Raw genomic sequence first — 24069 nt, forward strand, 5'->3', positions numbered from 1 at the left:
CCCTGACCGACGTGACCCCCGCCGCATCCCGCACGAGCAGCCCCACCGCGAAGAAGAAGGCCGCGAAGGCGGCGCCGACGAAGCCGCGGCTGCTGCTCATCGACGGGCACTCGATGGCCTACCGGGCCTTCTACGCCCTCCCGGTGCAGAACTTCTCCACGACGACGGGCCAGCCGACCAACGCGGTCTACGGCTTCACCTCGATGCTCATCAACCTCCTGCGGGACGAGGAACCGACGCACTTCGCGGTCACCTTCGACGTCTCGCGCGCCTCGTTCCGCACGGAGGTCTACGCCGAGTACAAGGGCACCCGCACCAAGAGCCCCGACGAGTTCCGCGGCCAGGTCGACCTCGTCAAGGAGGTCCTCGCCGCGCTGCGCGTCCCCGTCGTGGAGGTCGAGGGGTACGAGGCCGACGATGTCATCGCCACCCTCACCGAACGCGCGGTGGCGCAGGGGTTCGAGGTGCTCATCTCGTCGGGGGACCGGGACGCGTTCCAGCTCGTGCGGCCCGAGGTCACGGTGCTGTACCCGATCCGCGGCGTGTCGGAGCTCACGCGCATGACGCCCGAGGCCGTGGAGGAGAAGTACGGCGTCCCGCCGCAGCGCTACCCCGAGCTGGCCGCCCTCGTCGGCGAGACGTCCGACAACCTCCCGGGCATCCCCGGCGTCGGGGCCAAGACGGCCGCCAAGTGGATCGCCGCCTACGACGGCCTCGACGGGGTCATCGCCAACGCCGACCTGGTCAAGGGCAAGGCGGGGGAGAACCTGCGCGCCCACCTCGATGGCGTCATCCGCAACCGCCGCCTCAACGCGCTCGTGGGCGACCTCACGCTCGACGTGGACGTCCCGGACCTCGTCCGGCGCGCGTGGGACCGCGAGCAGGTGCACACCGTCTTCGACGGCCTGGAGTTCCGCGTCCTGCGCGACCGGCTGTTCGCCACGCTGGAGTCGGCCGAACCCGAGGCCGAGGAGGGGTTCGGCGTCGACGGCGCGGTCCTCCTCGCCGGGGAGGTGGGGCCCTGGCTCACCGAGCACGCCACCGGCAGGACCGGTGTGCACGTGCAGGGGGAGTGGGGTCGCGGGACGGGGGAGGTCACGGGCCTGGCCCTGGCCGGGGCCGACGGGGTGGCCGCCTGGATCGACCCGGTGACGATCGAGCCGGCCGACGAGCAGGCCCTCGTCGCCTGGCTGGCCGACGCCGGGCGCCCCAAGGTCGCGCACGACGTCAAGGGCCCCTCGCACGCGCTGCGGGCTCGCGGCTGGGACCTGGCCGGCGTCGTCTTCGACACCGCGCTCGCCGCGTACCTGTGCCGGCCCGACCAGCGCAGCTACGACCTGGCCGACCTCGCCGTGCGACACCTCAAGCGGGAGCTGCGCGCCGAGGGGTCCGCCTCCGCGCAGACGTCCGAGGGGGCGGACGAGCAGCTGACCCTCGACGGCGGCGACGGGCCCGTCGGCGGCGACCAGCAGGCCCGCGCCGAGGAGGGCATGGTCCGCGCCCTGGCCACCACCGAGCTCGCGGGCGTCCTGGCCACCGAGCTGGAGGAGCGCGGCGGGACCCGGCTGCTGGCCGAGGTGGAGCTCCCGCTCGTCGGCGTCCTGGCCCGGCAGGAGCGCGTCGGCGTCGCCGTCGACACGGGTCTGCTCTCCGACCTCGAGCAGCACTTCGCCGACCGCGTCGCCCAGGCGCAGGCGCAGGCGTACGAGGTGATCGGCACCGAGATCAACCTCGGCTCGCCCAAGCAGCTGCAGACGGTCCTGTTCGAGCAGCTCGAGATGCCCAAGACCAAGCGCACCAAGACGGGCTACACGACCGACGCGGACGCGCTGGCCGCGCTGTTCGTCAAGACCGAGCACCCGTTCCTGGCCCACCTGCTGGAGCACCGCGACGCGTCCCGGCTGCGTCAGACGGTCGAGGGGCTGCAGAAGTCGGTCGCCGACGACGGCCGCATCCACACGACGTACCAGCAGATGATCGCGGCGACCGGCCGGCTCAGCTCGACGGACCCGAACCTGCAGAACATCCCGATCCGCACCGAGGAGGGCCGCCGCATCCGCGAGGCCTTCGTCGTGGGCCCGGGTGCGGCCGACGGCGGGTACGAGTGCCTCCTGACGGCCGACTACTCGCAGATCGAGATGCGCATCATGGCCCACCTGTCGGGCGACGAGGGCCTCATCGCGGCCTTCCACTCCGGCGAGGACCTGCACCGCTTCGTCGGCAGCCGCGTCTTCGGCGTCGCGCCGGCGGACGTGACGTCCGAGATGCGCGCCAAGATCAAGGCGATGTCCTACGGCCTGGCGTACGGCTTGTCGGCGTTCGGGTTGTCGAACCAGCTGAAGATCTCGACCGAGGAGGCCAAGGGCCTCATGGACGAGTACTTCGAACGGTTCGGCGGGGTGCGCGACTACCTGCGCGGCGTCGTCGACGAGGCCCGGCGCACGGGGTGGACCGAGACGATCCTCGGCCGCCGCCGGTACCTGCCCGACCTGGCCAGCGACAACCGCCAACGCCGGGAGATGGCCGAGCGGATGGCGCTCAACGCACCGATCCAGGGCAGCGCCGCGGACATCATCAAGGTCGCGATGCTCGACCTGGACCGCGGGCTGCGCGAGTCCGGACTGCGCTCGCGGTTGCTGCTGCAGGTCCACGACGAGCTCGTGCTCGAAGTGGCCGACGGCGAACGCGAACCGCTCGAGCAGCTCGTGCGCTCGACCATGGCCGGCGCGGCGGACCTCGCCGTCCCCCTCGACGTGTCCGTCGGCGTCGGCCGGTCCTGGCACGAGGCGGGCCACTGATGGCCGGCCCGGTGAAGGGTCCGGCGTCGTACTTCCCCTCCATCGAGGCGACGTACGGCCGGCCCGTCGCCGAATGGCAGGCGCTGCTGCGCGAGCAGCGCTCCCAGAACCCCGGGGTGCGGCACTCCGAGCAGGTGGCGTGGCTGAAGGCCGAGCACGGTCTGGGGCACGGGCACGCCAACGCCCTGGTCGCGGCGACGCGCGCGGAGGACGAGGCCTGAGGGGCGCGCCCGCTCAGGGGCGGTCGGCCACGAGCACGAGCGTGCCGGGGACGAGTTCGCCGCGCAGGCGGCTCCACCCGCCCCAGACGGCGTCGCCGGACCGCCACTCGGGTTCGACGAGGTCCCGCACGACGAGGCCGGCGCCGACGAGCAGCCGCACCCAGTCCCCGACGGTCCGGTGGTGCTCGGCGTAGGTGACGGTGCCGTGCTCGTCGGCCTCGACGTAGGCGTTCCGGTCGAAGTACGAGTGCGCCACGGTGAGCCCCTCCGGTCCGGGCACGTCGGGCAGCGCCCACCGGACCGGGTGGGGCACGCTCGCGACGAAGCGGCCGCCCGGGCGCAGCACGCGAGCGGCCTCGGCGAGCACCCGCCCGGCGTCGGCGACGAACGGCAGCGCGCCGTAGGACGTGAACACCACGTCGAAGGCCGCGTCGGGGAACGGCAGCACCCGGGCGTCGCACTGCACGAGCGGCACCCCGGCCGCGCGTGCCGGGACGGCGCCCTCGCGCAGCATCCCGAGGGAGAGGTCGGTCGCCACGACGCGCGCCCCCCGGCCGGCGACCCAACGCGCGCACTGCGCCGCCCCGGCCCCGACCTCCAGCACGTCACGGCCCTCCAGCTCGCCCAGCAGGTGCGCCTCCTGCTCGCGCAGACCGTCCGGCCCCCACACGAGGTCGGAGCCGGGCCGGGCGTCCCCGAGGAACGCGCCGTGCTCGCGGCGGTACTCCGCCGCCTCCGTGTCCCACCAGGACCGTTGCGCGGCAACGGTCTCGGCGGCGCCCACGGGTCGGCGGCCGACGCTGGGCTGGGCGGTCTGCTCGGGGTCCACGCGGTGATCCTGCCAGTGCCGCCGCGCCGTCACAGGGGGCGCTTTGCCCGCCTCCGGCCGCGCCGGTAGTCTTGGACGGCGCGCGTCCCGTGGTCCGACCACCGGGGTGGAGGCACTGCCCCCTCGGAGTTCGACGGCCTGGTGGCCGCGCGTGACGGACGGGAACCCCCGGACGTGCACCTACGACTGTCCCTGACGGAGCCCCTACCTCCATGACGACCACCACGACCGCGCCGGCGGGCACCACTCCTCAGATCGCGATCAACGACATCGGATCGGCTGAGGACTTCCTTGCCGCGGTCGACGCGACCATCAAGTACTTCAACGACGGTGACATCGTCTCCGGCACCATCGTGAAGGTCGACCGTGACGAGGTCCTCCTCGACATCGGTTACAAGACCGAGGGTGTCATCCCCTCGCGCGAGCTCTCGATCAAGCACGACGTCGACCCCAACGAGGTCGTGGGCGTCGGCGACGAGGTCGAGGCCCTGGTCCTCCAGAAGGAGGACAAGGAAGGCCGCCTGATCCTGTCCAAGAAGCGCGCTCAGTACGAGCGCGCCTGGGGCACGATCGAGGCCAAGAAGGAAGCCGACGAGGTCGTCGAGGGCACCGTCATCGAGGTCGTCAAGGGTGGGCTCATCCTCGACATCGGCCTCCGTGGCTTCCTGCCCGCGTCGCTGGTCGAGATGCGTCGCGTCCGCGACCTGCAGCCCTACGTGGGCCAGAAGATCGAAGCCAAGATCATCGAGCTGGACAAGAACCGCAACAACGTGGTCCTGTCCCGCCGCGCCTGGCTCGAGCAGACCCAGTCCGCGGTCCGCCAGAACTTCCTCACGACCCTGCAGAAGGGTCAGGTCCGTTCCGGCGTCGTCTCCTCGATCGTCAACTTCGGTGCGTTCGTGGACCTCGGCGGCGTCGACGGCCTGGTGCACGTCTCCGAGCTGTCCTGGAAGCACATCGACCACCCCTCCGAGGTCGTCGAGGTCGGCCAGGAGGTCACGGTCGAGGTCCTGGACGTCGACATGGACCGCGAGCGCGTCTCCCTGTCGCTCAAGGCGACCCAGGAAGACCCGTGGCAGCAGTTCGCCCGGACCCACGCGATCGGTCAGGTCGTCCCGGGCAAGGTCACCAAGCTCGTCCCGTTCGGTGCGTTCGTGCGCGTCGACGACGGCATCGAGGGCCTGGTCCACATCTCCGAGCTGGCCGAGCGCCACGTCGAGGTGCCGGAGCAGGTCGTCCAGGTCAACAGCGACATCTTCGTCAAGGTCATCGACATCGACCTCGAGCGTCGCCGGATCTCGCTGTCGCTGAAGCAGGCCACCGAGTCCCTCGCCGCCGCCGGCGACGAGTTCGACCCGTCGCTCTACGGCATGGCCGCGGACTACGACGAGCAGGGGAACTACAAGTACCCCGAGGGCTTCGACCCCGAGACGAACGAGTGGCTCGAGGGCTACGAGACCCAGCGCGAGGAGTGGGAGGGCCAGTACGCCCTCGCCCACGAGCGCTGGGAGCAGCACAAGAAGCAGGTCGCGGAGGCCGCCGAGGCCGAAGCGAAGGCCGAGGCCGAGGGCACCACGGCGACCGCCTCGAGCAGCAGCTCCAGCAGCAGCTCGTCGTCGGCTCCGTCGTCCTACACCTCCGAGGCTCCGGAGGCCGCGGGCACGCTCGCGTCCGACGAGGCCCTCGCCGCCCTGCGCGAGAAGCTGACCGGCGGCAACTGAGGCTGACCGCCTCGCCGCTGCGCTGAGCTGAGACGAAGGCCCCGACCGGTTCTCCGGTCGGGGCCTTCGTGCGTCCGGCGCCGCGCGCAGGCGACGAGGGGCGTGGGACGAGGGGCTGCGACGACGGTGTGCGGCCCCGTCAGCGCAGGACGGGCGGGGGAGCGGTGCTCGACCGCACGACGAGTTCGGGGCTGACGCTGCCCGGCTCGACGACCCGGTCCCGCAGCCGCCCCAGGAGCACGCGCACGCAGCGCCGGCCGATCTCGGCGAAGTCCTGGTGCACGGTCGTCAGGGGCGGGGCGTAGTAGGCGGCCTCGGGGACGTCGTCGAACCCCACGACCGACACGTCGTCTGGGACCCGCAACCCCTTGCCCACCAACGCGCTCAGGGCGCCGATCGCCATGGCGTCGTTGGCGACGAAGAGCGCGGTGACCTCCTGCAGCGGCAGGTCGAGGGCGGCGGCGTGGCCGGAGGCGGCCGTCCAGTCGCCGCGCACCGGGCGGGGCACGATGCGCAGCCGCTCCACGAGCGCCGTCCGCCAGCCGGTGGAGCGGGCGCGGGACTCCGCCCAGTCCGTCGGGCCCCCGAGGTGGTGGACGGTCCGGTGACCGAGGTCGAGCAGGTGGTCGGTCGCGGCGCGCGCCGCGGCGACCTCGGCCCAGTAGGCGTCGGCGACGCCCTCCCCGTCGAGGCCGGGCGCCAGCACGCACGGGAAGGCCGCGTCGACGGCGCGGACCGCGTCCTGCGCCTCGTCCTCGGGCACGACGGCGATCGCCCCGTCGACGAACTGAGCGCGCAGGTCCTCGAGGGCCTCCTGGACGGAGGTCGTCGTCAGTTCGGGCAGCATGACCAGGGACACCGAGTAGCCCGTGGCCCGCGCCGCCTCCTGGATCCCCTGCAGCGTCATCGCCGCGCCGTAGAGCGCCGCGTTGGCGGCGACGACGCCGATGCGGTGCGAGCGCTTGGTGACGAGCGTGCGGGCCGCGACGTTGGGGCGGTACCCGACCTCGGCGATGGCGGCCTCGACACGTTCCCGGGTGCGCCGCGCGACGGACGGGCTGCCGCGCACGACCCGGGAGACCGTCTGCTGGGAGACGCCGGCCAGTTGGGCGACGTCGGCCAGGACGGGGACGCGCGCCTCGGCGTCGGGGCCGGAGCCCCGCTCGTCGGAGTCCGCGGACATGACGGTCCCGCTTCCTGCAGGCCGTTCCTCGGCAGCGAGGAGCGGTGGTGGATGGGTGGCGAGGGAGCGTCGCACCGTCCTCGCGGCAGCAGAGTAACCCAGGATCCGGCGTGCACAGCCGGCTGCGCGCAACCTGGGTGCAACCGGGTGATCGGCTTGACGGGCCCGATTGGCAACGCTAACAATGAGGACATCCGATCGACCTGCGGGTGGCGACGAGACGAGGAAGCTCGGCTCCCACCAGCAGGAACCAGCGCCACCACGGCGCGCACATCCCCATCCCGTCGCGGCCGGACGCCGCGCGGGTTCACGAGGTACAGAGGAGTCCCGCCGTGATGAAACGCCGCAGTGCCCTTGCCGTCTTCGGTGCCGGCCTGGCCCTGACCCTCGCCGCCTGCGGCGGCGGCGGCGCCGGAACGGGTGCCAACGGAGGCAGCAGCAGCGCCCCCGCCGACAAGGGTGACATCACCGTCGGTGTCGCGATGCCGACCCAGACGTCCGAGCGCTGGATCGCGGACGGCAAGAACGTCAAGGAGGGTCTGGAGAAGGCCGGCTACAAGGTCGACCTCCAGTACGCCAACGACGACATCCCGACCCAGTCGCAGCAGATCGACCAGATGATCACCAAGGGCGACAAGGTCCTCATCGTCGCGGCGATCGACGGCACCGCCCTCACGAGCCAGCTGTCGAACGCGGCCGCCTCGGGCGTGAAGGTCATCTCCTACGACCGCCTCATCCGCGGGTCCAAGGACGTCGACTTCTACGTCTCCTTCGACAACTACAAGGTCGGTGTGCAGCAGGGCACGTCGCTGCTGACGGGCCTGGGCCTGAAGAACGCCGACGGATCCGAGGGCACCGCGACCGGTCCGTTCAACGTCGAGCTCTTCGCTGGTTCGCTGGACGACAACAACGCGCAGTTCTTCTGGAACGGTGCGATGGACACCCTCAAGCCGTACATCGAGTCCGGCAAGATCAAGGTCAAGTCCGGTCAGACGAAGATCGACCAGGCCGCCATCCTGCGCTGGCAGCAGGAAGTCGCGCAGCAGCGCATGGAGAACCTGCTCACCTCCGCGTACAACGACGGCAGCACGGTCGACGGCGTGCTCTCCCCCTACGACGGGATCTCCCGCGGCATCATCACGGCGCTGCAGAACGCCGGCTACGGCGGGTCGGGCAAGAAGATGCCCGTCATCACCGGTCAGGACGCCGAGATCGCCTCCGTCAAGCTCATCAACGACGGCGTGCAGTACTCGACCATCTTCAAGGACACCCGCAAGCTGGCCGACCAGGCCGTCACCGCGGCGACCGCGCTGGTCGAGGGCAAGGAGCCCGAGGCCAACGACACCAAGACGTACGACAACGGCGTGAAGGTCGTCCCCTCGTACCTCCTGGAGTCCCAGGTCGTCACGAAGGACAACGTCAAGACCGCCCTCATCGACACCGGCTACTACACGCAGGCCGAGGTCGACGCCGGCAAGGCCAGCTGACACACCCCGTCCCCGCCCCAGGTCCCCACGGACCCGGGGCGGGGTTCGTGCGGTCCAGCGAGAAACCCCTGAACACGACGAGGGACGACGGTTCACCGATGACCGAGAACACCCGCACCACGGGCGCCGAGAACATCCTCGAGATGCGCTCCATCACCAAGACCTTCCCGGGGGTCAAGGCCCTGTCCGACGTCTCGCTGTCGGTGCGCCGCGGTGAGGTCCACGCGATCTGCGGGGAGAACGGCGCCGGCAAGTCGACCCTCATGAAGGTGCTGTCCGGGGTCTACCCGCACGGCACCTACGAGGGCGAGATCCACTTCGACGGCAAGCTCTCGACGTTCTCCGGCATCGTCGACAGCGAGAAGGCCGGCATCGCCATCATCCACCAGGAACTGGCGCTCGTGCCGTACCTGTCGGTGGCCGAGAACCTCTTCCTGGGCAACGAGATCAAGGGCCGCGGCGGTCTCATCGACTGGAACCGCACCAACGGCGAGGCCTCGAAGCTGCTCCAGCGCGTGGGTCTGGTGGAGAACCCCACCACGCCCATCGGTCAGCTCGGCGTCGGCAAGCAGCAGCTCGTCGAGATCGCCAAGGCGCTCAGCAAGGACGTCAAGCTCCTCATCCTCGACGAGCCGACCGCCGCGCTGAACGACAACGACTCCGCGCACTTGCTGGACCTCCTGCGCCAGCTGCGCGACGAGGGCATGACGAGCATCATGATCTCGCACAAGCTCAACGAGATCGAGGCGATCTCGGACTCGGTGACGATCATCCGCGACGGCCGCACCATCGAGACCCTCGACATGCGGGCCGACGCCGTCACCGAGGACCGCATCATCCGCGGCATGGTCGGCCGCGACCTCGACAGCCGGTACCCCGAGCGCGAGTCGCACCCGGGTGAGGAGATCCTGCGCATCGAGGGCTGGACCGTGGGCCACGCCAACCAGGACCGCCTGGTCGTCGACGGTGCGTCGCTGAACGTCCGCGCGGGTGAGGTCGTCGGCATCGCCGGCCTCATGGGCGCCGGACGCACGGAACTGGCCATGAGCGTGTTCGGCCGCAGCTACGGCCGGTACCTCGGCGGCAAGCTCTTCCTGCACGGCAAGGAGACGCAGGCGCGCTCCGTCGGCGAGGCCATCAAGATCGGTCTCGCCTACGCCACCGAGGACCGCAAGAAGTTCGGCTTGAACCTCATCGACGACATCAAGCGCAACGTCTCCGCGGCCGCGCTCGACAAGCTCGCCACCGGCGGTTTCGTCGACGCCAACGAGGAGATCAAGGTCGCCGAGGACAGCAAGCGGAGCATGAACATCAAGGCTCCGACCGTCAGCGCGCTGACGGGCAAGCTGTCCGGGGGGAACCAGCAGAAGGTCGTCCTCTCGAAGTGGATCTTCTCCGACCCCGAGGTCCTCATCCTCGACGAACCCACCCGTGGGATCGACGTCGGCGCGAAGTACGAGATCTACACGATCATCAACCGCTTGGTGGCGGCCGGGAAGGCCGTCATCGTCATCTCCTCCGAACTGCCCGAACTGCTCGGGATCTGCGACCGCATCTACACGCTGTCCGCCGGGCGCATCACCGGCCAGCTGCCGATCGCCGAGGCCTCCCAGGAGAGCCTCATGGTCCTCATGACCAAGGGCGGCAGCGTCACGACCGCGCCCGACCCCCACCCCACCGACGAACTCACCCCGCAGGAGCGCACCGCATGAGCGGCAGCACGCTGACCAAGGACAAGCCCGCGCCCACGCCGAGGACCGGCAGCGCGAACCCCTTCGTCGCGATCACCCAGAACCTGCGCGAGAGCGGCATCTACATCGCGTTCGTGGTCGTGGTGCTGCTCTTCGCGATCCTCACCGACGGGCTGTCGCTCAGCCCGGGCAACATCACGAACATCGTCCTGCAGTACTCCTACGTGCTGGTGCTTGCCATCGGCATGCTCATCGTCATCGTCGCCGGCCACATCGACCTGTCCGTCGGGTCCGTCGTCGCGCTGACGGGGGCGGTCTCGGCCCAGCTCGTCATCGGGTCCAACCACGCCTGGTGGATCGGTGTCCTCGCGGCGCTCGGTGTCGGCATCGCGATCGGTGTGTGGCAGGGCTTCTGGGTCGCGGTCGTCGGGATCCCGGCGTTCATCGTCACCCTCGCCGGCATGCTGCTGTTCCGTGGTCTGACGCTCTACGTGCTCAACAACGTCTCGCTCTCGCCGTTCCCCGAGCAGTACGGCAAGGTCGCGACCGGCTTCAGCAACGGGCTCCTGGGCGGCAACGGGTACGACGCCTTCACCCTGCTCATCGCGGCGCTGGCCGTCGTGGCCTTCGCCGTCGCGCAGGTCCGCACCCGCGTCGCCAAGGTCCGCTACCAGCAGGTCGTCGACGCTCTGCCGCTGTTCGTCCTCAAGATCGTCGGCGTGGCCGTCGTCGTCATGGCCTTCGCGTGGCAGCTCGCCCACAGTCGCGGTCTGCCCATCGTGCTCGTCATCCTGGCCGTGTTGATCCTGGCCTACTCCACGGTCATGAAGTCCTCGGTCTTCGGCCGTCAGGTGTACGCCATCGGCGGCAACCTGGCTGCCGCCCAGCTCTCCGGCGTGAACGTGCGCCGCGTGAACTTCTGGATCTTCGTCAACATGGGCTTCCTCGCCGCCATCGCGGGGGTCATCTTCTCCTCCCGCCAGAACGGCGCGCAGCCCAGCTCGGGCACCGGGTTCGAGCTGGACGCCATCGCGGCCGCCTTCATCGGTGGCGCGGCCGTCACCGGCGGTGTCGGCAAGATCCAGGGCGCGATGATCGGTGGTCTGCTCGTCGGCGTCATCTCCAACGGGATGCAGCTCCTGGGTGTCGACCAGTCGCTGCAGTCGGTCATCAAGGGCCTCGTGCTGCTCCTCGCCGTCGCCTTCGACGTCTTCAACAAGCGGCGCAGCGGCGTCCGCTGACGCACTCCTCACCCGCAGGGCCCGTCCGGTTCGTCCGGGCGGGCCCTGCGTGCGTCCGGGGCTAGGGTCGGGTGCGTGCTGCGCGTGGGGCTGACCGGCGGGATTGGGGCGGGCAAGTCGACGGTGTCGCGGCTGCTGGTGCAGCTCGGGGCCGTGCTCGTCGACGCGGACGTCGTCGCGCGCGAGGTCGTCGCCCCAGGCACCCAGGGGCTGGCGGCCGTGGTGGCCGAGTTCGGGTCCGGGGTCCTGGCCCTCGACGGGTCGCTGGACCGGCCCGCGCTGGGACGGATCGTCTTCGGCGACGCCGACCGCCGGGAGGCGCTCAACGCGATCGTCCACCCGCTCGTGGCGGTCCGGCGGGCCGAGCTGGCCGCGGCCGCCCCGGAGGACGCCGTCGTGGTCGAGGACGTCCCGCTGCTCGTGGAGACCGGCGCGGCGCCGACGTACCCGCTCGTCGTGGTCGTCGACGCCGACGCCGCCGAGCGGGAGCGCCGGCTCGTCGCCGACCGGGGGATGGACCGCGAGGATGCCCGCGCACGGATCGCCGCGCAGGCCGACGACGAGGAGCGGCGCGCGGCCGCGGACGTCCTGCTGCCGAACCCCCGTCGCGCGGACGGTGCCCCAGACCCATTGCCCGCGCTCGTCGAGCGGCTGTGGTCGGAGCGGCTCGTACCCTTCGAGGAGGGGTTGCGGGCAGGCCGGGCCGGGCCGGTGCCGAGCGGGACGCCCACCGAGGCCGACCGCCGGCGCGTCCTGGACCGCCTCCACCCCGTGGGCGGCCGCGCAGCGCTCGTCGGGGGGGACCGGTGGCCCCTGCAGGCGATCGTGTCCGCCGACGCCGGACTGGCGGACCGGGGGTACGTCCCCGCAGGTCAGTGGCGGTGGGACAGCGCCGACCCGGGGTGCGCGGTGCGCGCCCTCGTCGCCCCCGGGGTCCTCGAGGGGCTCGATGTCGGAGGTCCGACCTAGTCTTCCCCCATGCGGCCGACGACAGACCTCCAGCGCCGGGTGGCCCCCTTCGAGGTGGTCTCCGAGTACTCCCCTTCGGGGGACCAGCCCACCGCCATCGCCGAGCTCGCGCGGCGGGTGAACGCGGGCGAGCAGGACGTCGTGCTCCTCGGGGCGACGGGCACGGGGAAGTCGGCGACGACGGCGTGGCTCATCGAGCAGGTGCAGCGCCCCACGCTCGTCATGGCCCCGAACAAGACGCTCGCCGCGCAGCTGGCCAACGAGTTCCGCGAGCTGCTGCCCAACAACGCGGTCGAGTACTTCGTCTCGTACTACGACTACTACCAGCCCGAGGCGTACGTCCCGCAGTCGGACACGTACATCGAGAAGGACTCCTCGGTCAACGACGAGGTCGAGCGGTTGCGGCACTCCGCGACGAACTCGCTGCTGACGCGCCGTGACGTCATCGTGGTCGCGACCGTGTCCTGCATCTACGGCCTGGGGACCCCGCAGGAGTACGTCGACCGGATGGTGACGCTCAAGGTGGGCGACACCATCGAGCGGGACGAGCTGCTGCGCAAGTTCATCGTGGAGCAGTACACGCGAAACGACCTCGCCTTCACCCGCGGCACCTTCCGGGTGCGCGGCGACACCGTCGAGATCATCCCGCAGTACGAGGAGCACGCGCTGCGGATCGAGTTCTTCGGCGACGAGATCGACAAGCTCTACACGCTGAACCCGCTGACGGGTGAGGTGCTGCGCGAGGAGGAGCTCGTCTACGTCTTCCCCGCCTCGCACTACGTCGCCGGGCCCGAGCGCCTCGAGCGCGCCATCGGCACCATCGAGGCCGAGCTGACGGAGCGGCTGGCCGAGCTGGAGCAGCAGGGGAAGCTGCTGGAGGCGCAGCGGCTCCGGATGCGCACCACGTACGACATCGAGATGCTCCGACAGGTCGGTTCGTGCTCGGGCGTCGAGAACTACTCCCGCCACCTCGACGGCCGCGGGCCCGGCTCGGCGTCGAACACGCTGCTGGACTACTTCCCCGAGGACTTCCTCCTCGTCATCGACGAGTCCCACGTGACGGTGCCGCAGATCGGAGCCATGTACGAGGGCGACATGTCCCGCAAGCGGACCCTGGTGGACTTCGGGTTCCGGCTGCCCAGCGCCATGGACAACCGCCCGCTGCGCTGGGAGGAGTTCCTGGAGCGCACGGGCCAGACGGTCTACCTGTCGGCGACGCCGGGGGACTACGAGCTGTCCCGCGGCAAGGGCGTCGTCGAGCAGATCATCCGCCCGACGGGGCTCATCGACCCCGAGGTCGTCGTGAAGCCGACGAAGGGGCAGATCGACGACCTCCTGCACGAGATCTCGCTGCGGACGGCGAAGGACGAGCGCATCCTCGTCACGACCCTGACGAAGAAGATGGCCGAGGACCTCACGGACTACTTCCTCGAGCAGGGCGTCCGCGTGCGGTACCTGCACTCCGAGGTCGACACCCTGCGCCGCGTGGAACTCCTGCGGGAGCTGCGGCAGGGCGACTACGACGTCCTCGTCGGGATCAACCTGCTGCGCGAGGGGCTGGACCTGCCCGAGGTCTCCCTCGTCGCGATCCTCGACGCCGACAAGGAGGGGTTCCTGCGATCGTCCAAGTCGCTCATCCAGACGATCGGTCGCGCAGCCCGCAACGTCTCCGGTCAGGTGCACATGTACGCCGACCGCATCACGCCGTCGATGGCCGAGGCGATCGAGGAGACGAACCGCCGCCGCGAGAAGCAGATCGCCCACAACACCGAGCGCGGTGTCGACCCGATGCCGCTGCGCAAGAAGATCGCCGACATCACCGACCTCATCGCCCGGGAGGACGCCGACACCGCCGAGCTGCTCGCGGCGGCCAAGGGCGGGGGCCAGGGCGGCAGCGGGCGGTCGCAGTCCCGCGGCAAGGCTCCGACGCCGGGCAAGGGGGCCAAGGGCAAGAACGTCGGCCGCGAGGTCGGTCCCGAGCCGAAGGCCGGGATGCCCCAGGCCGACCTCGCCGACCTCATCCAGGAGCTGACCGACCAGATGCACTCGGCCGCCGCCGAGCTGCAGTTCGAGCTGGCCGCGCGGCTGCGCGACGAGGTCGGCGACCTCAAGAAGGAGCTGCGGGGGATGCGCGCGGCGCAGGGGGCCTGAGTCCTCGAGCCGAGCGGCTCACCCGGCGGGCTGCTGCGACGTCAGGTGCAGCAGCAGTCCGCCGGGTCCCGCTGACCGGCCCCCGGCCGCGCGGGTGCGGACCAGGGCGAACCGGCGGGACCCCGTCCGCCCGTGCAGCACGAAGACCGTCCGGCGTTCGTCCCGGCTCTCCAGCTCCCACCAGCCGGTGTCCACGACCGTCTTGGTGGCGTCCTCGTAGGTGAGGTGGTCCAGGTCGTGGTCCGGAACCGCGATCGCCAGCCGGTTGCGGGCCGACGCGGTCGGCAGGCCCTTGGGCAGGGCCCACGACCGCAGCACCCCGTCCTCGGCCAACCGCAGGTCGTGGTGCGGCCGCGGGACGCGGTGGTCGTGCAGGACGAACGGGGTCCGGCCGTCCCCTCCCGGCCGGCCAGCGCCCGCCGCCTCGTCGTGCCCCTGGTCCGTCGTCAGGAGCGCTCGGGCGCCGGCGGGACGGGGGAGACGCTCCCAGTCTCCTGCAGGTGCTCCAGCAGCACCGAACTGATGGACCGCAGCTGCTGCAGCTGCTCGTCGGTCAGCCGGTCGAACAGCGTGGTGCGCACCGTCTCCACGTGACCGGGGGCCGCGGCGGCCAGGGCCTCCAGGCCCTCGTCCGTCAGCACGGCGAGGTACCCGCGGCCGTCCGTCGGGCAGGCCTCCCGGCGGATCCAGCCGCGCTCCTCCATGCGCGCCACCGCGTGCGAGACGCGGCTGCGGGAGGCGAGGGAGGACTCGGCCAGCTCGCTCATGCGCAGCGACCGGTCCGGAGCCTCGGACAGGCGCACGAGCATCTCGTAGTACGTCAGGAGGATCCCGGAGTCCCGCTGCAGCTGCCGGTCGAAGCGGTCGAGCAGGAGCTGCGTCGCGGACAGGAACGTCCGCCAGGTCACCTGCTCCTCGTCGTCCAGCCAGCGCGTCGAGCCCGTCGCGGCGGGCTCGGCCGCGGGGTCGGCGGCGGGCACGCCCGCGACCTCGAGGTGGCTGGGGTGGGCTGCCTGCAGGGCGGAGACGGGTGGAGCCATGTACCGAGGGTAAGCACAACGCTCAACTACTTGCGTCCGCCGATCGGTGGACGCCCACCCGTGCAGACCTCACGGGTGGGGCCTGCGGGCTGCGCGCGGAGGCTCGTGTCGGAGGTGGCGCCTAGGGTTGCGTCCGTGGCATCCCGGACCCCCTCCTCCAGCGCGAAGACCCCGAGCGCGAAGACCGCCAGCGCGAAGACCCAGAGCGCGACGGGGACCGCGGAGTCCCCGCAGACCGTGCCCGCCCAGGGCAGTGGCAGCGCCCGGCGCGGCCGGACCTCCGCCAGCTCCGCGGCGCGCTCGGTGGCCAGCGCCCGTGCGGCGGGCGACCGCCTCGTCGTCCGGGGCGCGCGCGAGCACAACCTCAAGAACGTCTCGGTCGACCTGCCTCGCGACAGCCTCGTCGTCTTCACCGGCCTGTCCGGCTCGGGCAAGAGCTCGCTGGCCTTCGACACGATCTTCGCCGAGGGTCAGCGCCGCTACGTGGAGTCGCTGTCGGCCTACGCCCGCCAGTTCCTCGGCCAGATGGACAAGCCCGACGTGGACTTCATCGAGGGCCTGTCGCCGGCGGTGTCGATCGACCAGAAGTCGACGTCGCGCAACCCGCGCTCGACGGTCGGGACGATCACCGAGGTCTACGACTACCTGCGCCTGCTCTTCGCGCGTGCCGGCACGCCCCACTGCCCCGTCTGCGGGGAGCCCGTCGGTCGCCAGACGCCGCAGCAGATCGTCGACCAGCTGCTGGAGATGCCCGACGGCACGCGCTTCCAGCTGCTGGCCCCGGTCGTGCGCGAGCGCAAGGGGGAGTACGCCGAGCTGTTCCGCGAGCTGCAGGCCAAGGGCTTCGCCCGCGCCCGGGTCGACGGCGAGGTCGTCCCCCTGGACAACCCGCCGACGCTGCAGAAGCGCCTGAAGCACACCATCGAGGTGGTCGTCGACCGCCTCGTCGTCAAGGACGGCGTCAAGCGCCGCCTCACCGACTCCGTCGAGACGGCGCTGCTGCTGTCCTCGGGGCTGCTCGTGGCCGACCTCGTCGACGTCGAGGGCCCGGAGGGGGAACGTCGCTTCTCCGAGAAGATGGCGTGCCCGAACGAGCACCCCCTGGAGCTGGACGAGATCGAGCCGCGCTCCTTCTCCTTCAACTCCCCGTTCGGGGCGTGCCCGGAGTGCACGGGCATCGGGACCCAGCTCGAGGTGGACCCCGAGCTGGTCGTGCCGGACGAGGACCTCTCCCTGGCCGAGGGGGCCATCGCGCCGTGGACGGCGGGGTCGGCCGACTACTTCGAGCGCCTCGTCACCGCGCTCGCCGCCGACCTGTCGTTCTCGACGACGACCCCCTGGCGGGCCCTGCCCAAGCGCGCCAAGGACGCCTTGCTCTACGGCAAGGACCACCAGGTCCACGTCCGCTACAAGAACCGGTGGGGCCGTGAGCGGTCGTACTCCACGGGCTTCGAGGGCGTCGTCGAGTTCGTCAAGCGCCGGCACGCCGAGACGGAGTCGGACTCCTCGAAGGAGCGCTACGAGGGGTACATGCGCGAGACGCCGTGCCCCGTCTGCCAGGGCGCACGGCTCAAGCCCACGTCGCTGGCCGTGAAGATCGCCGGGCGCTCGATCTCGGACATCTGCGCCCTGCCCATCGACGAGTGCTCGCGCTTCCTCGACACGATGGAGCTGTCCCCGCGGGCCAAGAAGATCGCCGGGCAGGTGCTCAAGGAGATCCAGGCGCGGCTCGGGTTCCTGCTCGACGTCGGCCTGGACTACCTGTCCCTGTCGCGGCCCTCGGGCACCCTGTCCGGCGGCGAGGCCCAGCGCATCCGGCTCGCGACCCAGATCGGCTCGGGCCTGGTGGGCGTGCTGTACGTGCTGGACGAGCCGTCGATCGGCCTGCACCAGCGCGACAACCGCCGCCTCATCGACACCCTCACGCGGCTGCGGGACCTCGGCAACACCCTCATCGTCGTCGAGCACGACGAGGACACCGTCCGCATCGCCGACTGGATCGTGGACTTCGGCCCGGGCGCCGGTGAGCGCGGCGGGGAGGTCGTGCACTCCGGCGACCTCGAGGGCCTGCTGACGAACCCGAAGTCCCTGACGGGCCAGTACCTCTCCGGCGCCCGCGCCATCGAGGTGCCCGCCCAGCGCCGCCCCCAGGACGGGCGCAAGCTCGTCGTCACGGGCGCACGGCAGAACAACCTCAAGGACGTGACGGTCGAGTTCCCGCTCGGTCAGCTCGTCGCGGTGACCGGGGTGTCGGGGTCGGGGAAGTCGACGCTGGTCAACGACATCCTCTACACGGTGCTTGCCAACAAGCTGAACGGCGCCCGCCGGGTCCCCGGCCGGCACAAGTCGGTGGAGGGGCTGGAGCACCTCGACAAGGTCGTCCACGTCGACCAGAGCCCCATCGGCCGCACACCGCGGTCCAACCCGGCCACGTACACCGGGGTCTTCGACCACATCCGCAAGCTGTTCGCCTCGGCCCCGGAGTCCAAGCTGCGCGGCTACCAGCCGGGCCGGTTCTCCTTCAACATCAAGGGCGGCCGCTGCGAGGCGTGCGCGGGTGACGGCACGCTGAAGATCGAGATGAACTTCCTGCCGGACGTCTACGTCCCGTGCGAGGTGTGCCACGGGGCCCGGTACAACCGGGAGACACTGGAGGTGCACTTCAAGGGCAAGACGATCGCCGAGGTCCTCGACATGCCGATCGAGGAGGCCGCCGACTTCTTCGCCGCGGTCCCGGCGATCTCCCGGTTCATGACGACGCTCACCGAGGTCGGTCTGGGCTACGTCCGGCTCGGGCAGCCGGCGACGACCCTGTCGGGCGGTGAGGCCCAGCGCGTGAAGCTGGCCTCGGAGCTGCAGCGGCGCTCCAACGGCCGCACGGTCTACGTCCTCGACGAGCCCACGACGGGTCTGCACTTCGAGGACATCCGCAAGCTGCTCGGCGTGGTCCAGGGCCTGGTCGACAAGGGCAACAGCGTGCTCGTCATCGAGCACAACCTCGACGTCATCAAGTCGGCCGACTGGCTCGTCGACATGGGGCCCGAGGGCGGCAACGGCGGGGGGACCGTCGTCTGCACCGGCACGCCGGAGGAGGTCGCGGCGGACCCGGCCAGCTACACGGGCCAGTTCCTCGCCGAGATCCTCCGGACCACCACGGCGACGGCGGGCACGCGGCGGCGCCGGGCGCGGGCCAGCTGAGGTCGCCGGCCCGGCGCCTCAGAACGGGGCGACGAGCTTGACCACCGACTCGACGACGACCCGGCTCGCGGACCCGTCCCCGTAGGGGCTCGGCACGCCCCGCAGCCGGGCCGGGTCCTCGGCCAGGGCGCGGTGGACGGCGGCGGCGAGGCGCAGTCCGCCGGGCACGAGGGTCGTGAAGGCGCCCTGGACCTCGGGCCGTTCCGTCGCGCGGCGCACGAGCAGGGCCGGGCGCTTCAGGACGGAGGCCTCCTCCGCGGCGCCGTCCGCGTCCGAGACGAGCACGGCGGCACGGTGCTGCACGACGGTCCACTGCACGGGGTCCAGCGGCCCGAGGACCGTGCACCGGTCTAGGACTCCGCCGAACCCCTGCTCCCGCCACCGCTGCGCGGTCGACGGGGCGGCCGGGACGACGACCGGCACCCCGGCCTCGACGAGCCGCGCCACCTCCCCGAGGAGCTGCGCGAGCAGGTCGGGCCGCCCGGTGTGCTCCGGCCGGTCCACCGTGAGCAGCACGTACCCCGCGGGCAGCTGCAGCTCGGCGGCCAGGGCGTCCTGGGTCGCGTCGTCGGGCAGCAAGCGGTGCAGCGACTCCACGACAGGGTCACCGGTGAGCAGGATCCGGTCGTCGGCGACACCCTCGGCGCGCAGAGCGGCCACGGCGGTGGCGGACGGGGCGCAGCACAGGTCGGCCAGGCCGTCCACGACCCGGCGGTGGTGCTCCTCGGGCTGCCGTCGGTCGTGGCTGCGCAACCCCGCGCCGAGGTGCACGACGTGCAGCCCCGCCGCGTTGGCGGCCAACGCCCCGGCCAGGGCCGCAGTCCCGCCGCCGTGGACGAGCACCGCGGACGGCCCGTGCGCGGCGAAGACGTCGGCGAGCGCGGCCACGAGGGTGCCGAGCACCCGGCCCGGGTGTCCGGTGGGCACCTCCACGTCCTCGCAGGCGCCGTCGGTCGCGGGCCGGGGAAGCCCCGTGGCCTCGCCGGTCCGCACCAGCACCCCGGCGGCCCCGAGCCGCTGCACCACCTCCGCCGTGCGCACCACGTCGAGGCGGTCGCCCACGACGACCGCGACCGGTCCGGGGGCGCCGTCCCCGACGGGGAAGCCCAGGGGCCGGCGCAGGACCCGCGGACGGTCGGGCGCCGCCGGCGCCGGGACGGACGGGCTGAGCGTCGGGGAGACCACACGCGGACGCTAGGACGGCGCCGGCCCCCGGGCAGGCCGCGCGTGGGCCGTTCGGGGTCGGGTTCACCCGCACCCCGCACGACCCCTCGCGCAGGGTGACGGCGCGGCAGCGGTGCGTCGCGGCACGGGGGTGACGGGCTCGTGTCGGACCGGCGACCTACCCTCGACCCCGTGCCCGACCCCGCCACCTACCGCCCCAAGCCGGGGGAGATCCCGGTCGAACCCGGGGTGTACCGCTTCCGCGACCCGCACGGCCGGGTGATCTACGTCGGCAAGGCCAAGAGCCTGCGGGCGCGCCTGTCGAACTACTTCCAGGACCTGTCCGCGCTGCACCCGCGCACCATGGCCATGGTCACCACGGCCGCCAGCGTCGAGTGGACGGTCGTGGCCACCGAGGTCGAGGCCCTGCAGCTGGAGTACTCCTGGATCAAGGAGTTCGACCCCCGCTTCAACGTCAAGTACCGCGACGACAAGTCCTACCCGTACCTGGCCGTCACGATGGGCGAGGAGTTCCCGCGCGTGCAGGTCATGCGCGGCGCCAAGCGCAAGGGCACCCGCTACTTCGGCCCGTACACCCACGCCTGGGCCATCCGCGAGACCGTCGACCTGCTGTTGCGCGTCTTCCCCGTCCGCACGTGCTCGACGGGCGTCTTCAAGCGCGCCGGACAGGTCGGCCGCCCCTGCCTGCTCGGGTACATCGACAAGTGCTCCGCGCCCTGCGTGGGGAAGGTCTCCGCGCAGGACCACAAGGACCTCGCGCAGGACTTCTGCGACTTCATGGCGGGCAACACCGCCAAGTTCGTCCGCCGCGCCGAACGCGAGATGAAGGCCGCCGCCGCCGAGATGGACTACGAGCGCGCGGCCCGCCTCCGCGACGACCTCGGCGCCCTCACCAAGGCGCTGGAGAAGTCCGCCGTCGTCCTGCCCGACGCCACCGACGCCGACGTCTTCGCCATCGCCGACGACGAGCTCGAGGCCGCCGTGCAGGTGTTCCACGTCCGCGGCGGACGCGTCCGCGGCCAGCGCGGCTGGATCTCCGAGAAGGTCGAGGACGTCGGCACCCCCGAACTCGTCGAGCAGCTGCTGCTGCAGGTCTACGGCGGCGAGTCCGGCGACGGCGTCCCGCGCGAGGTGCTCGTCCCCGAACTGCCCGGCACCGTCGAGGCCGACGTGGAGGACTGGCTCAGCGAGCTGCGCGGCTCCCGCGTGGACCTGCGCGTCCCCCAGCGCGGCGACAAGCGCGCCCTGATGGAGACGGTGCACCGCAACGCGACCCAGGCCCTGGCCCTGCACAAGACCCGCCGTGGCGGGGACCTGACGACGCGCAGCCTGGCCCTGCAGGAGCTGCAGGAGGCCCTCGGCCTGGAGGAGGCCCCGCTGCGCATCGAGTGCTACGACGTCTCCCACACCCAGGAGACCAACGTCGTCGCCTCCATGGTCGTCTTCGAGGACGGCCTGCCGAAGAAAGCCGACTACCGGCGCTTCGCCGTCCGCGGCGACGAGGGCGGCGTCGACGACACCCGCGCCATGCGCGAGGTCCTGTCCCGGCGCTTCCGCCGGATGCGCTCGGAGCAGGACGGCGAGCCGGGACAGGTCTCGCAGGTCCAGGGCCCGCAGATCACCGAGAGGGCCGACGGCGTCGAGGTCGAGACGTCCGGGTCGGTGGGCGGCGAGGTGCCGGCCGGCATCGACCCCGAGACGGGCCGCCCCCGCCGCTTCGCCTACGCCCCCAACCTCGTCGTCGTCGACGGTGGCCGGCCCCAGGTCGAGGCCGCCGCCAGGGCGCTCGCCGACGTCGGCGTCGTCGACGTCGCCCTGTGCGGGCTGGCCAAGCGCCTGGAGGAGGTCTGGCTGCCGGGGGAGGAGCACCCCGTCGTCCTGCCCCGCACCAGCCAGGGGCTCTTCCTGCTGCAGCGCGTGCGCGACGAGGCCCACCGCTTCGCCATCACCTACCACCGCTCCAAGCGGTCCAAGGCGATGACGACCTCCGCGCTCGACGGCGTCCCGGGCCTGGGGCAGGCCCGCAAGACGGCGCTGCTGCGGCACTTCGGCTCCGTCAAGAAGCTGCGCTCCGCCACCGCCGAGGAGGTGGCCGCCGTCCCGGGCATGGGTGCGAAGACCGCCGCGGCCGTCGTGGAGGCGCTCGCGGGTTCGTCGGCGTCCGCCGAGCCCGCCGTGAACACCGCCACGGGGGAGCTCCTGGACTGAGCAGACCGGACGACCACGGCAGGTGACCGGTCGACCGCGGCGAGTTCCCACCTCGTCGCGGACGACACGCCCGGGATGACAGGATGAGCGCGTGCAGGAGACGGCGGAGGGCGTGGACCCGCGGGACGGGGCGGACGCCCGGGGCTCTGCGGGCACCGGACCGGACCGCCAGCGGCGGCCCGAACTGCTCATCATCACGGGGATGTCCGGCGCGGGGCGGTCCACGACGGGCAAGGCCCTCGAGGACCTCGGCTGGTACGTCGTCGACAACCTGCCCCCGCAGATGCTCGAACCGCTCGCCGAGCTCGCGGCCCGTGCGGGGCAGGCGATCCCGCGCCTCGCCGTCGTCGTCGACGTCCGCGGCCGCAGCTTCTTCGCCGAGCTGACCGGCGCGCTCGCCGCTCTCGACACCCGGCACGTCTCCCCACGCGTGGTGTTCCTCGACGCGACCGACGAGGTGCTCGTCCGCCGGTTCGAGTCGGTCCGGCGCCCGCACCCCTTGCAGGGCGACGACCGCATCGTCGACGGCATCGCCCGCGAGCGGGCCCTGACGGGCGAGCTGCGCGCCCGCGCCGACGTCGTCGTGGACTCCAGCTCCTTCAACGTCCACCAGCTCGGTGCGCTCGTCGCCTCCCTCTTCGAGGCCGACCGCGCCGACGACCTGCGCGTGACCGTCATGAGCTTCGGCTTCAAGTACGGCACCCCCGCCGACGCCGAGCACGTCGCCGACGTCCGCTTCATCCCGAACCCGCACTGGGAACCGGAGCTGCGCCCGCTCACCGGCCAGGACGCGCCCGTCTCCCGGTTCGTGCTCGCCGCCGAGGGCGCCACGCCGTTCCTGGACCGCTACGAGTCCGCGCTGTCGCCCGTCTTCGACGGCTACCGGCGCGAGAACAAGCGCTACGCGACCATCGCCATCGGCTGCACCGGGGGCAAGCACCGCTCCGTGGCCATGGCCGAGGAGCTCGGTGCCCGTCTGCGCCGCGACGGCGTCCCCGTCCGCGTGCTGCACCGCGACCTGGGTCGGGAGTGAGCCCCCTGCCCGAGTCCACCCACCCCTCGGCCCACCCCTCCGCCACCAGCTTCCCCACCGGGCTCATCCCGACGGTCGGAACGGCCGGCGCACCCGTCGGCGGCACCTCCTCCGCCCCGGCGGTCGTCGCACTCGGCGGCGGTCACGGCCTGTCCGCCTCGCTGTCGGCGCTGCGCCACCTCACCGACCGCCTCACGGCCGTCGTCACCGTCGCCGACGACGGCGGGTCGTCCGGCCGCCTGCGCCGCGAACTCGGCGGGCTGCCGCCGGGGGACCTGCGGATGGCCCTGTCCGCCCTGTGCGACGACTCCGAGTGGGGCCGCACCTGGCGCGACGTGCTGCAGCACCGCTTCACCAGCGGGGGCTCGCTGCACCAGCACGCCACCGGGAACCTGCTCATCGCGACGCTGTGGGAGCTGCTCGGCGACGAGGTCGCCGGCCTCGACTGGGTCGGCCGCCTGCTCGGCGCCCGCGGCCGGGTGCTGCCCATGGCCGCCGTCCCGCTCGACATCGTGGCCGACGTCCTGGGACTCGTCCCGGGCGCGCCCGACGAGCTCACCGAGGTGCGCGGCCAGGTCGCCGTCGCCTCCACGACCGGCCGCGTGGCCAACGTCCGGCTGCTGCCGCCGGACCCGCCCGTGCGTCCCGAGGTCGTCGAGGCCGTCACCACCGCCGACTGGGTCGTGCTCGGCCCCGGCTCCTGGTTCACCAGCGTCCTGCCGCACCTCATGGTTCCCGGGCTCGCACAGGCCCTGACGCGGACCTCCGCGCGGACGTGCGTCACCCTCAACCTCGCCGTGCAGCCGGGGGAGACCGACGGCTTCAGCGCCGAGGCCCACCTCGAGGTCCTCGCCGCCCACGCGCCGGACCTGCGGGTGGACGCCGTCCTGGCCGACCCGGTGGCCGTGACCGACGTGGACGCCCTGCGGTCCGTCGCCGATTCCATGGGTGCGAACCTGTTGCTGCGCACCGTGTCCGTGGGGGACGGAACCCCCCGGCACGACGCGCTGCGGCTCGCGGCGGCCTACCGTGACGTCTTCGCGGCGGGGCCCTGAGGATGCGCGGCGCAGCGCGAGCAGACGGACGAGCACAGGCACAGCGGACGAGGGTCCCG

Annotated in this window: 17 protein-coding genes; 12 read left to right on the forward strand and 5 right to left on the reverse strand. The window is 72.1% G+C overall.

The window, feature by feature from the left end; all coding sequences use genetic code 11:
* Window positions 1-11 precede the first annotated feature (11 nt).
* The gene (polA, locus tag ACFEMC_RS09400; protein WP_380175732.1) at window positions 12-2798 is read left to right on the forward strand and encodes a DNA polymerase I; all 2787 of its coding nucleotides are present in this window, start codon (window positions 12-14) and stop codon (window positions 2796-2798) included.
* Window positions 2798-3019, forward strand: a complete 222-nt coding sequence (locus ACFEMC_RS09405; RefSeq protein ID WP_380175734.1) for a DUF4287 domain-containing protein — start codon at window positions 2798-2800, stop codon at window positions 3017-3019. Before polA ends, ACFEMC_RS09405 begins: the two co-directional genes overlap by 1 nt.
* A 13-nt stretch (window positions 3020-3032) precedes the next feature.
* On the opposite strand, the gene ACFEMC_RS09410 is transcribed toward ACFEMC_RS09405, so the two are convergent.
* Complete coding sequence (locus tag ACFEMC_RS09410; protein ID WP_380175736.1) at window positions 3033-3848, reverse strand: class I SAM-dependent methyltransferase; 816 nt, start codon at window positions 3846-3848, stop codon at window positions 3033-3035.
* 212 nt (window positions 3849-4060) lie between these two features.
* On the opposite strand from ACFEMC_RS09410, the gene rpsA reads away from it, so the two are divergent.
* Window positions 4061-5569, forward strand: a complete 1509-nt coding sequence (gene rpsA / locus ACFEMC_RS09415) for a 30S ribosomal protein S1 (protein WP_380175738.1) — start codon at window positions 4061-4063, stop codon at window positions 5567-5569.
* A gap of 139 nt (window positions 5570-5708) precedes the next feature.
* On the opposite strand, the gene ACFEMC_RS09420 is transcribed toward rpsA, so the two are convergent.
* Window positions 5709-6752: a LacI family DNA-binding transcriptional regulator gene (locus ACFEMC_RS09420; protein ID WP_380175740.1), complete on the reverse strand. Its 1044-nt coding sequence runs from the start codon at window positions 6750-6752 to the stop codon at window positions 5709-5711.
* A 335-nt stretch (window positions 6753-7087) separates the two neighbouring features.
* On the opposite strand from ACFEMC_RS09420, the gene chvE reads away from it, so the two are divergent.
* The 5 genes from chvE to uvrB all read left to right on the forward strand — a co-directional run bounded on the left by chvE (window position 7088) and on the right by uvrB (window position 14291).
* The gene (chvE, locus tag ACFEMC_RS09425) at window positions 7088-8239 is read left to right on the forward strand and encodes a multiple monosaccharide ABC transporter substrate-binding protein (RefSeq protein WP_380175742.1); all 1152 of its coding nucleotides are present in this window, start codon (window positions 7088-7090) and stop codon (window positions 8237-8239) included.
* A 98-nt stretch (window positions 8240-8337) separates the two neighbouring features.
* On the forward strand, window positions 8338-9951 hold the full coding sequence (gene mmsA / locus ACFEMC_RS09430; protein WP_380175744.1) for a multiple monosaccharide ABC transporter ATP-binding protein: 1614 nt from the start codon (window positions 8338-8340) through the stop codon (window positions 9949-9951).
* Window positions 9948-11171 (forward strand): multiple monosaccharide ABC transporter permease, encoded by a 1224-nt coding sequence (gene mmsB / locus ACFEMC_RS09435; RefSeq protein ID WP_380175746.1) that lies wholly within the window; start codon window positions 9948-9950, stop codon window positions 11169-11171. The genes mmsA and mmsB overlap by 4 nt, the downstream gene beginning before the upstream one ends.
* 75 nt (window positions 11172-11246) lie before the next feature.
* Window positions 11247-12140: a dephospho-CoA kinase gene (coaE, locus tag ACFEMC_RS09440; RefSeq protein WP_380175748.1), complete on the forward strand. Its 894-nt coding sequence runs from the start codon at window positions 11247-11249 to the stop codon at window positions 12138-12140.
* Window positions 12141-12149: 9 nt separating this feature from the next.
* Entirely contained in the window at window positions 12150-14291 is a 2142-nt protein-coding gene (uvrB, locus tag ACFEMC_RS09445; protein WP_380175750.1) for an excinuclease ABC subunit UvrB, read from the forward strand.
* Between the two features lie 18 nt (window positions 14292-14309).
* On the opposite strand, the gene ACFEMC_RS09450 is transcribed toward uvrB, so the two are convergent.
* Both ACFEMC_RS09450 and ACFEMC_RS09455 read right to left on the reverse strand, forming a co-directional pair.
* Window positions 14310-14666 (reverse strand): DNA polymerase ligase N-terminal domain-containing protein, encoded by a 357-nt coding sequence (locus ACFEMC_RS09450; RefSeq protein ID WP_380176697.1) that lies wholly within the window; start codon window positions 14664-14666, stop codon window positions 14310-14312.
* Between the two features lie 71 nt (window positions 14667-14737).
* A complete protein-coding gene (locus tag ACFEMC_RS09455) occupies window positions 14738-15331 on the reverse strand; it encodes a MarR family winged helix-turn-helix transcriptional regulator (protein WP_380175752.1) in 594 nt (197 codons plus the stop codon).
* Window positions 15332-15634: 303 nt separating this feature from the next.
* Between ACFEMC_RS09455 and uvrA the strand changes: the two genes are divergently transcribed.
* Window positions 15635-18529: an excinuclease ABC subunit UvrA gene (gene uvrA / locus ACFEMC_RS09460; protein ID WP_380176699.1), complete on the forward strand. Its 2895-nt coding sequence runs from the start codon at window positions 15635-15637 to the stop codon at window positions 18527-18529.
* 18 nt (window positions 18530-18547) lie between these two features.
* Here the strand turns inward: uvrA and ACFEMC_RS09465 are convergent, their stop codons facing one another.
* Window positions 18548-19714, reverse strand: a complete 1167-nt coding sequence (locus ACFEMC_RS09465; RefSeq protein WP_380175754.1) for a UDP-N-acetylglucosamine 2-epimerase — start codon at window positions 19712-19714, stop codon at window positions 18548-18550.
* Between the two features lie 171 nt (window positions 19715-19885).
* On the opposite strand from ACFEMC_RS09465, the gene uvrC reads away from it, so the two are divergent.
* The 3 genes from uvrC (at window position 19886) to yvcK (ending at window position 24010) form a co-directional block, all read left to right on the forward strand.
* A complete protein-coding gene (uvrC, locus tag ACFEMC_RS09470; protein ID WP_380175756.1) occupies window positions 19886-21922 on the forward strand; it encodes an excinuclease ABC subunit UvrC in 2037 nt (678 codons plus the stop codon).
* Window positions 21923-22034: 112 nt separating this feature from the next.
* Complete coding sequence (rapZ, locus tag ACFEMC_RS09475) at window positions 22035-22955, forward strand: RNase adapter RapZ (protein ID WP_380176701.1); 921 nt, start codon at window positions 22035-22037, stop codon at window positions 22953-22955.
* The gene (yvcK, locus tag ACFEMC_RS09480) at window positions 22952-24010 is read left to right on the forward strand and encodes a uridine diphosphate-N-acetylglucosamine-binding protein YvcK (RefSeq protein WP_380175758.1); all 1059 of its coding nucleotides are present in this window, start codon (window positions 22952-22954) and stop codon (window positions 24008-24010) included. Before rapZ ends, yvcK begins: the two co-directional genes overlap by 4 nt.
* Window positions 24011-24069 lie beyond the last annotated feature (59 nt).

The organism is Kineococcus sp. DHX-1 (assembly GCF_042473625.1).
Taxonomy (GTDB): Bacteria; Actinomycetota; Actinomycetes; order Actinomycetales; family Kineococcaceae; genus Kineococcus.

What these genes read in the sequence shown, in the direction of transcription:
- ACFEMC_RS09405 (WP_380175734.1), top strand. Translation starts at nt 2,798, where the DNA reads ATGGCCGGCCCGGTGAAGGGTCCGGCGTCGTACTTCCCCTCCATCGAG.
- rpsA (WP_380175738.1), top strand. Translation starts at nt 4,061, where the DNA reads ATGACGACCACCACGACCGCGCCGGCGGGCACCACTCCTCAGATCGCG.
- ACFEMC_RS09420 (WP_380175740.1), bottom strand. Translation starts at nt 6,752, where the DNA reads ATGTCCGCGGACTCCGACGAGCGGGGCTCCGGCCCCGACGCCGAGGCG.
- chvE (WP_380175742.1), top strand. Translation starts at nt 7,088, where the DNA reads ATGAAACGCCGCAGTGCCCTTGCCGTCTTCGGTGCCGGCCTGGCCCTG.
- mmsA (WP_380175744.1), top strand. Translation starts at nt 8,338, where the DNA reads ATGACCGAGAACACCCGCACCACGGGCGCCGAGAACATCCTCGAGATG.
- mmsB (WP_380175746.1), top strand. Translation starts at nt 9,948, where the DNA reads ATGAGCGGCAGCACGCTGACCAAGGACAAGCCCGCGCCCACGCCGAGG.
- uvrB (WP_380175750.1), top strand. Translation starts at nt 12,150, where the DNA reads ATGCGGCCGACGACAGACCTCCAGCGCCGGGTGGCCCCCTTCGAGGTG.
- ACFEMC_RS09455 (WP_380175752.1), bottom strand. Translation starts at nt 15,331, where the DNA reads ATGGCTCCACCCGTCTCCGCCCTGCAGGCAGCCCACCCCAGCCACCTC.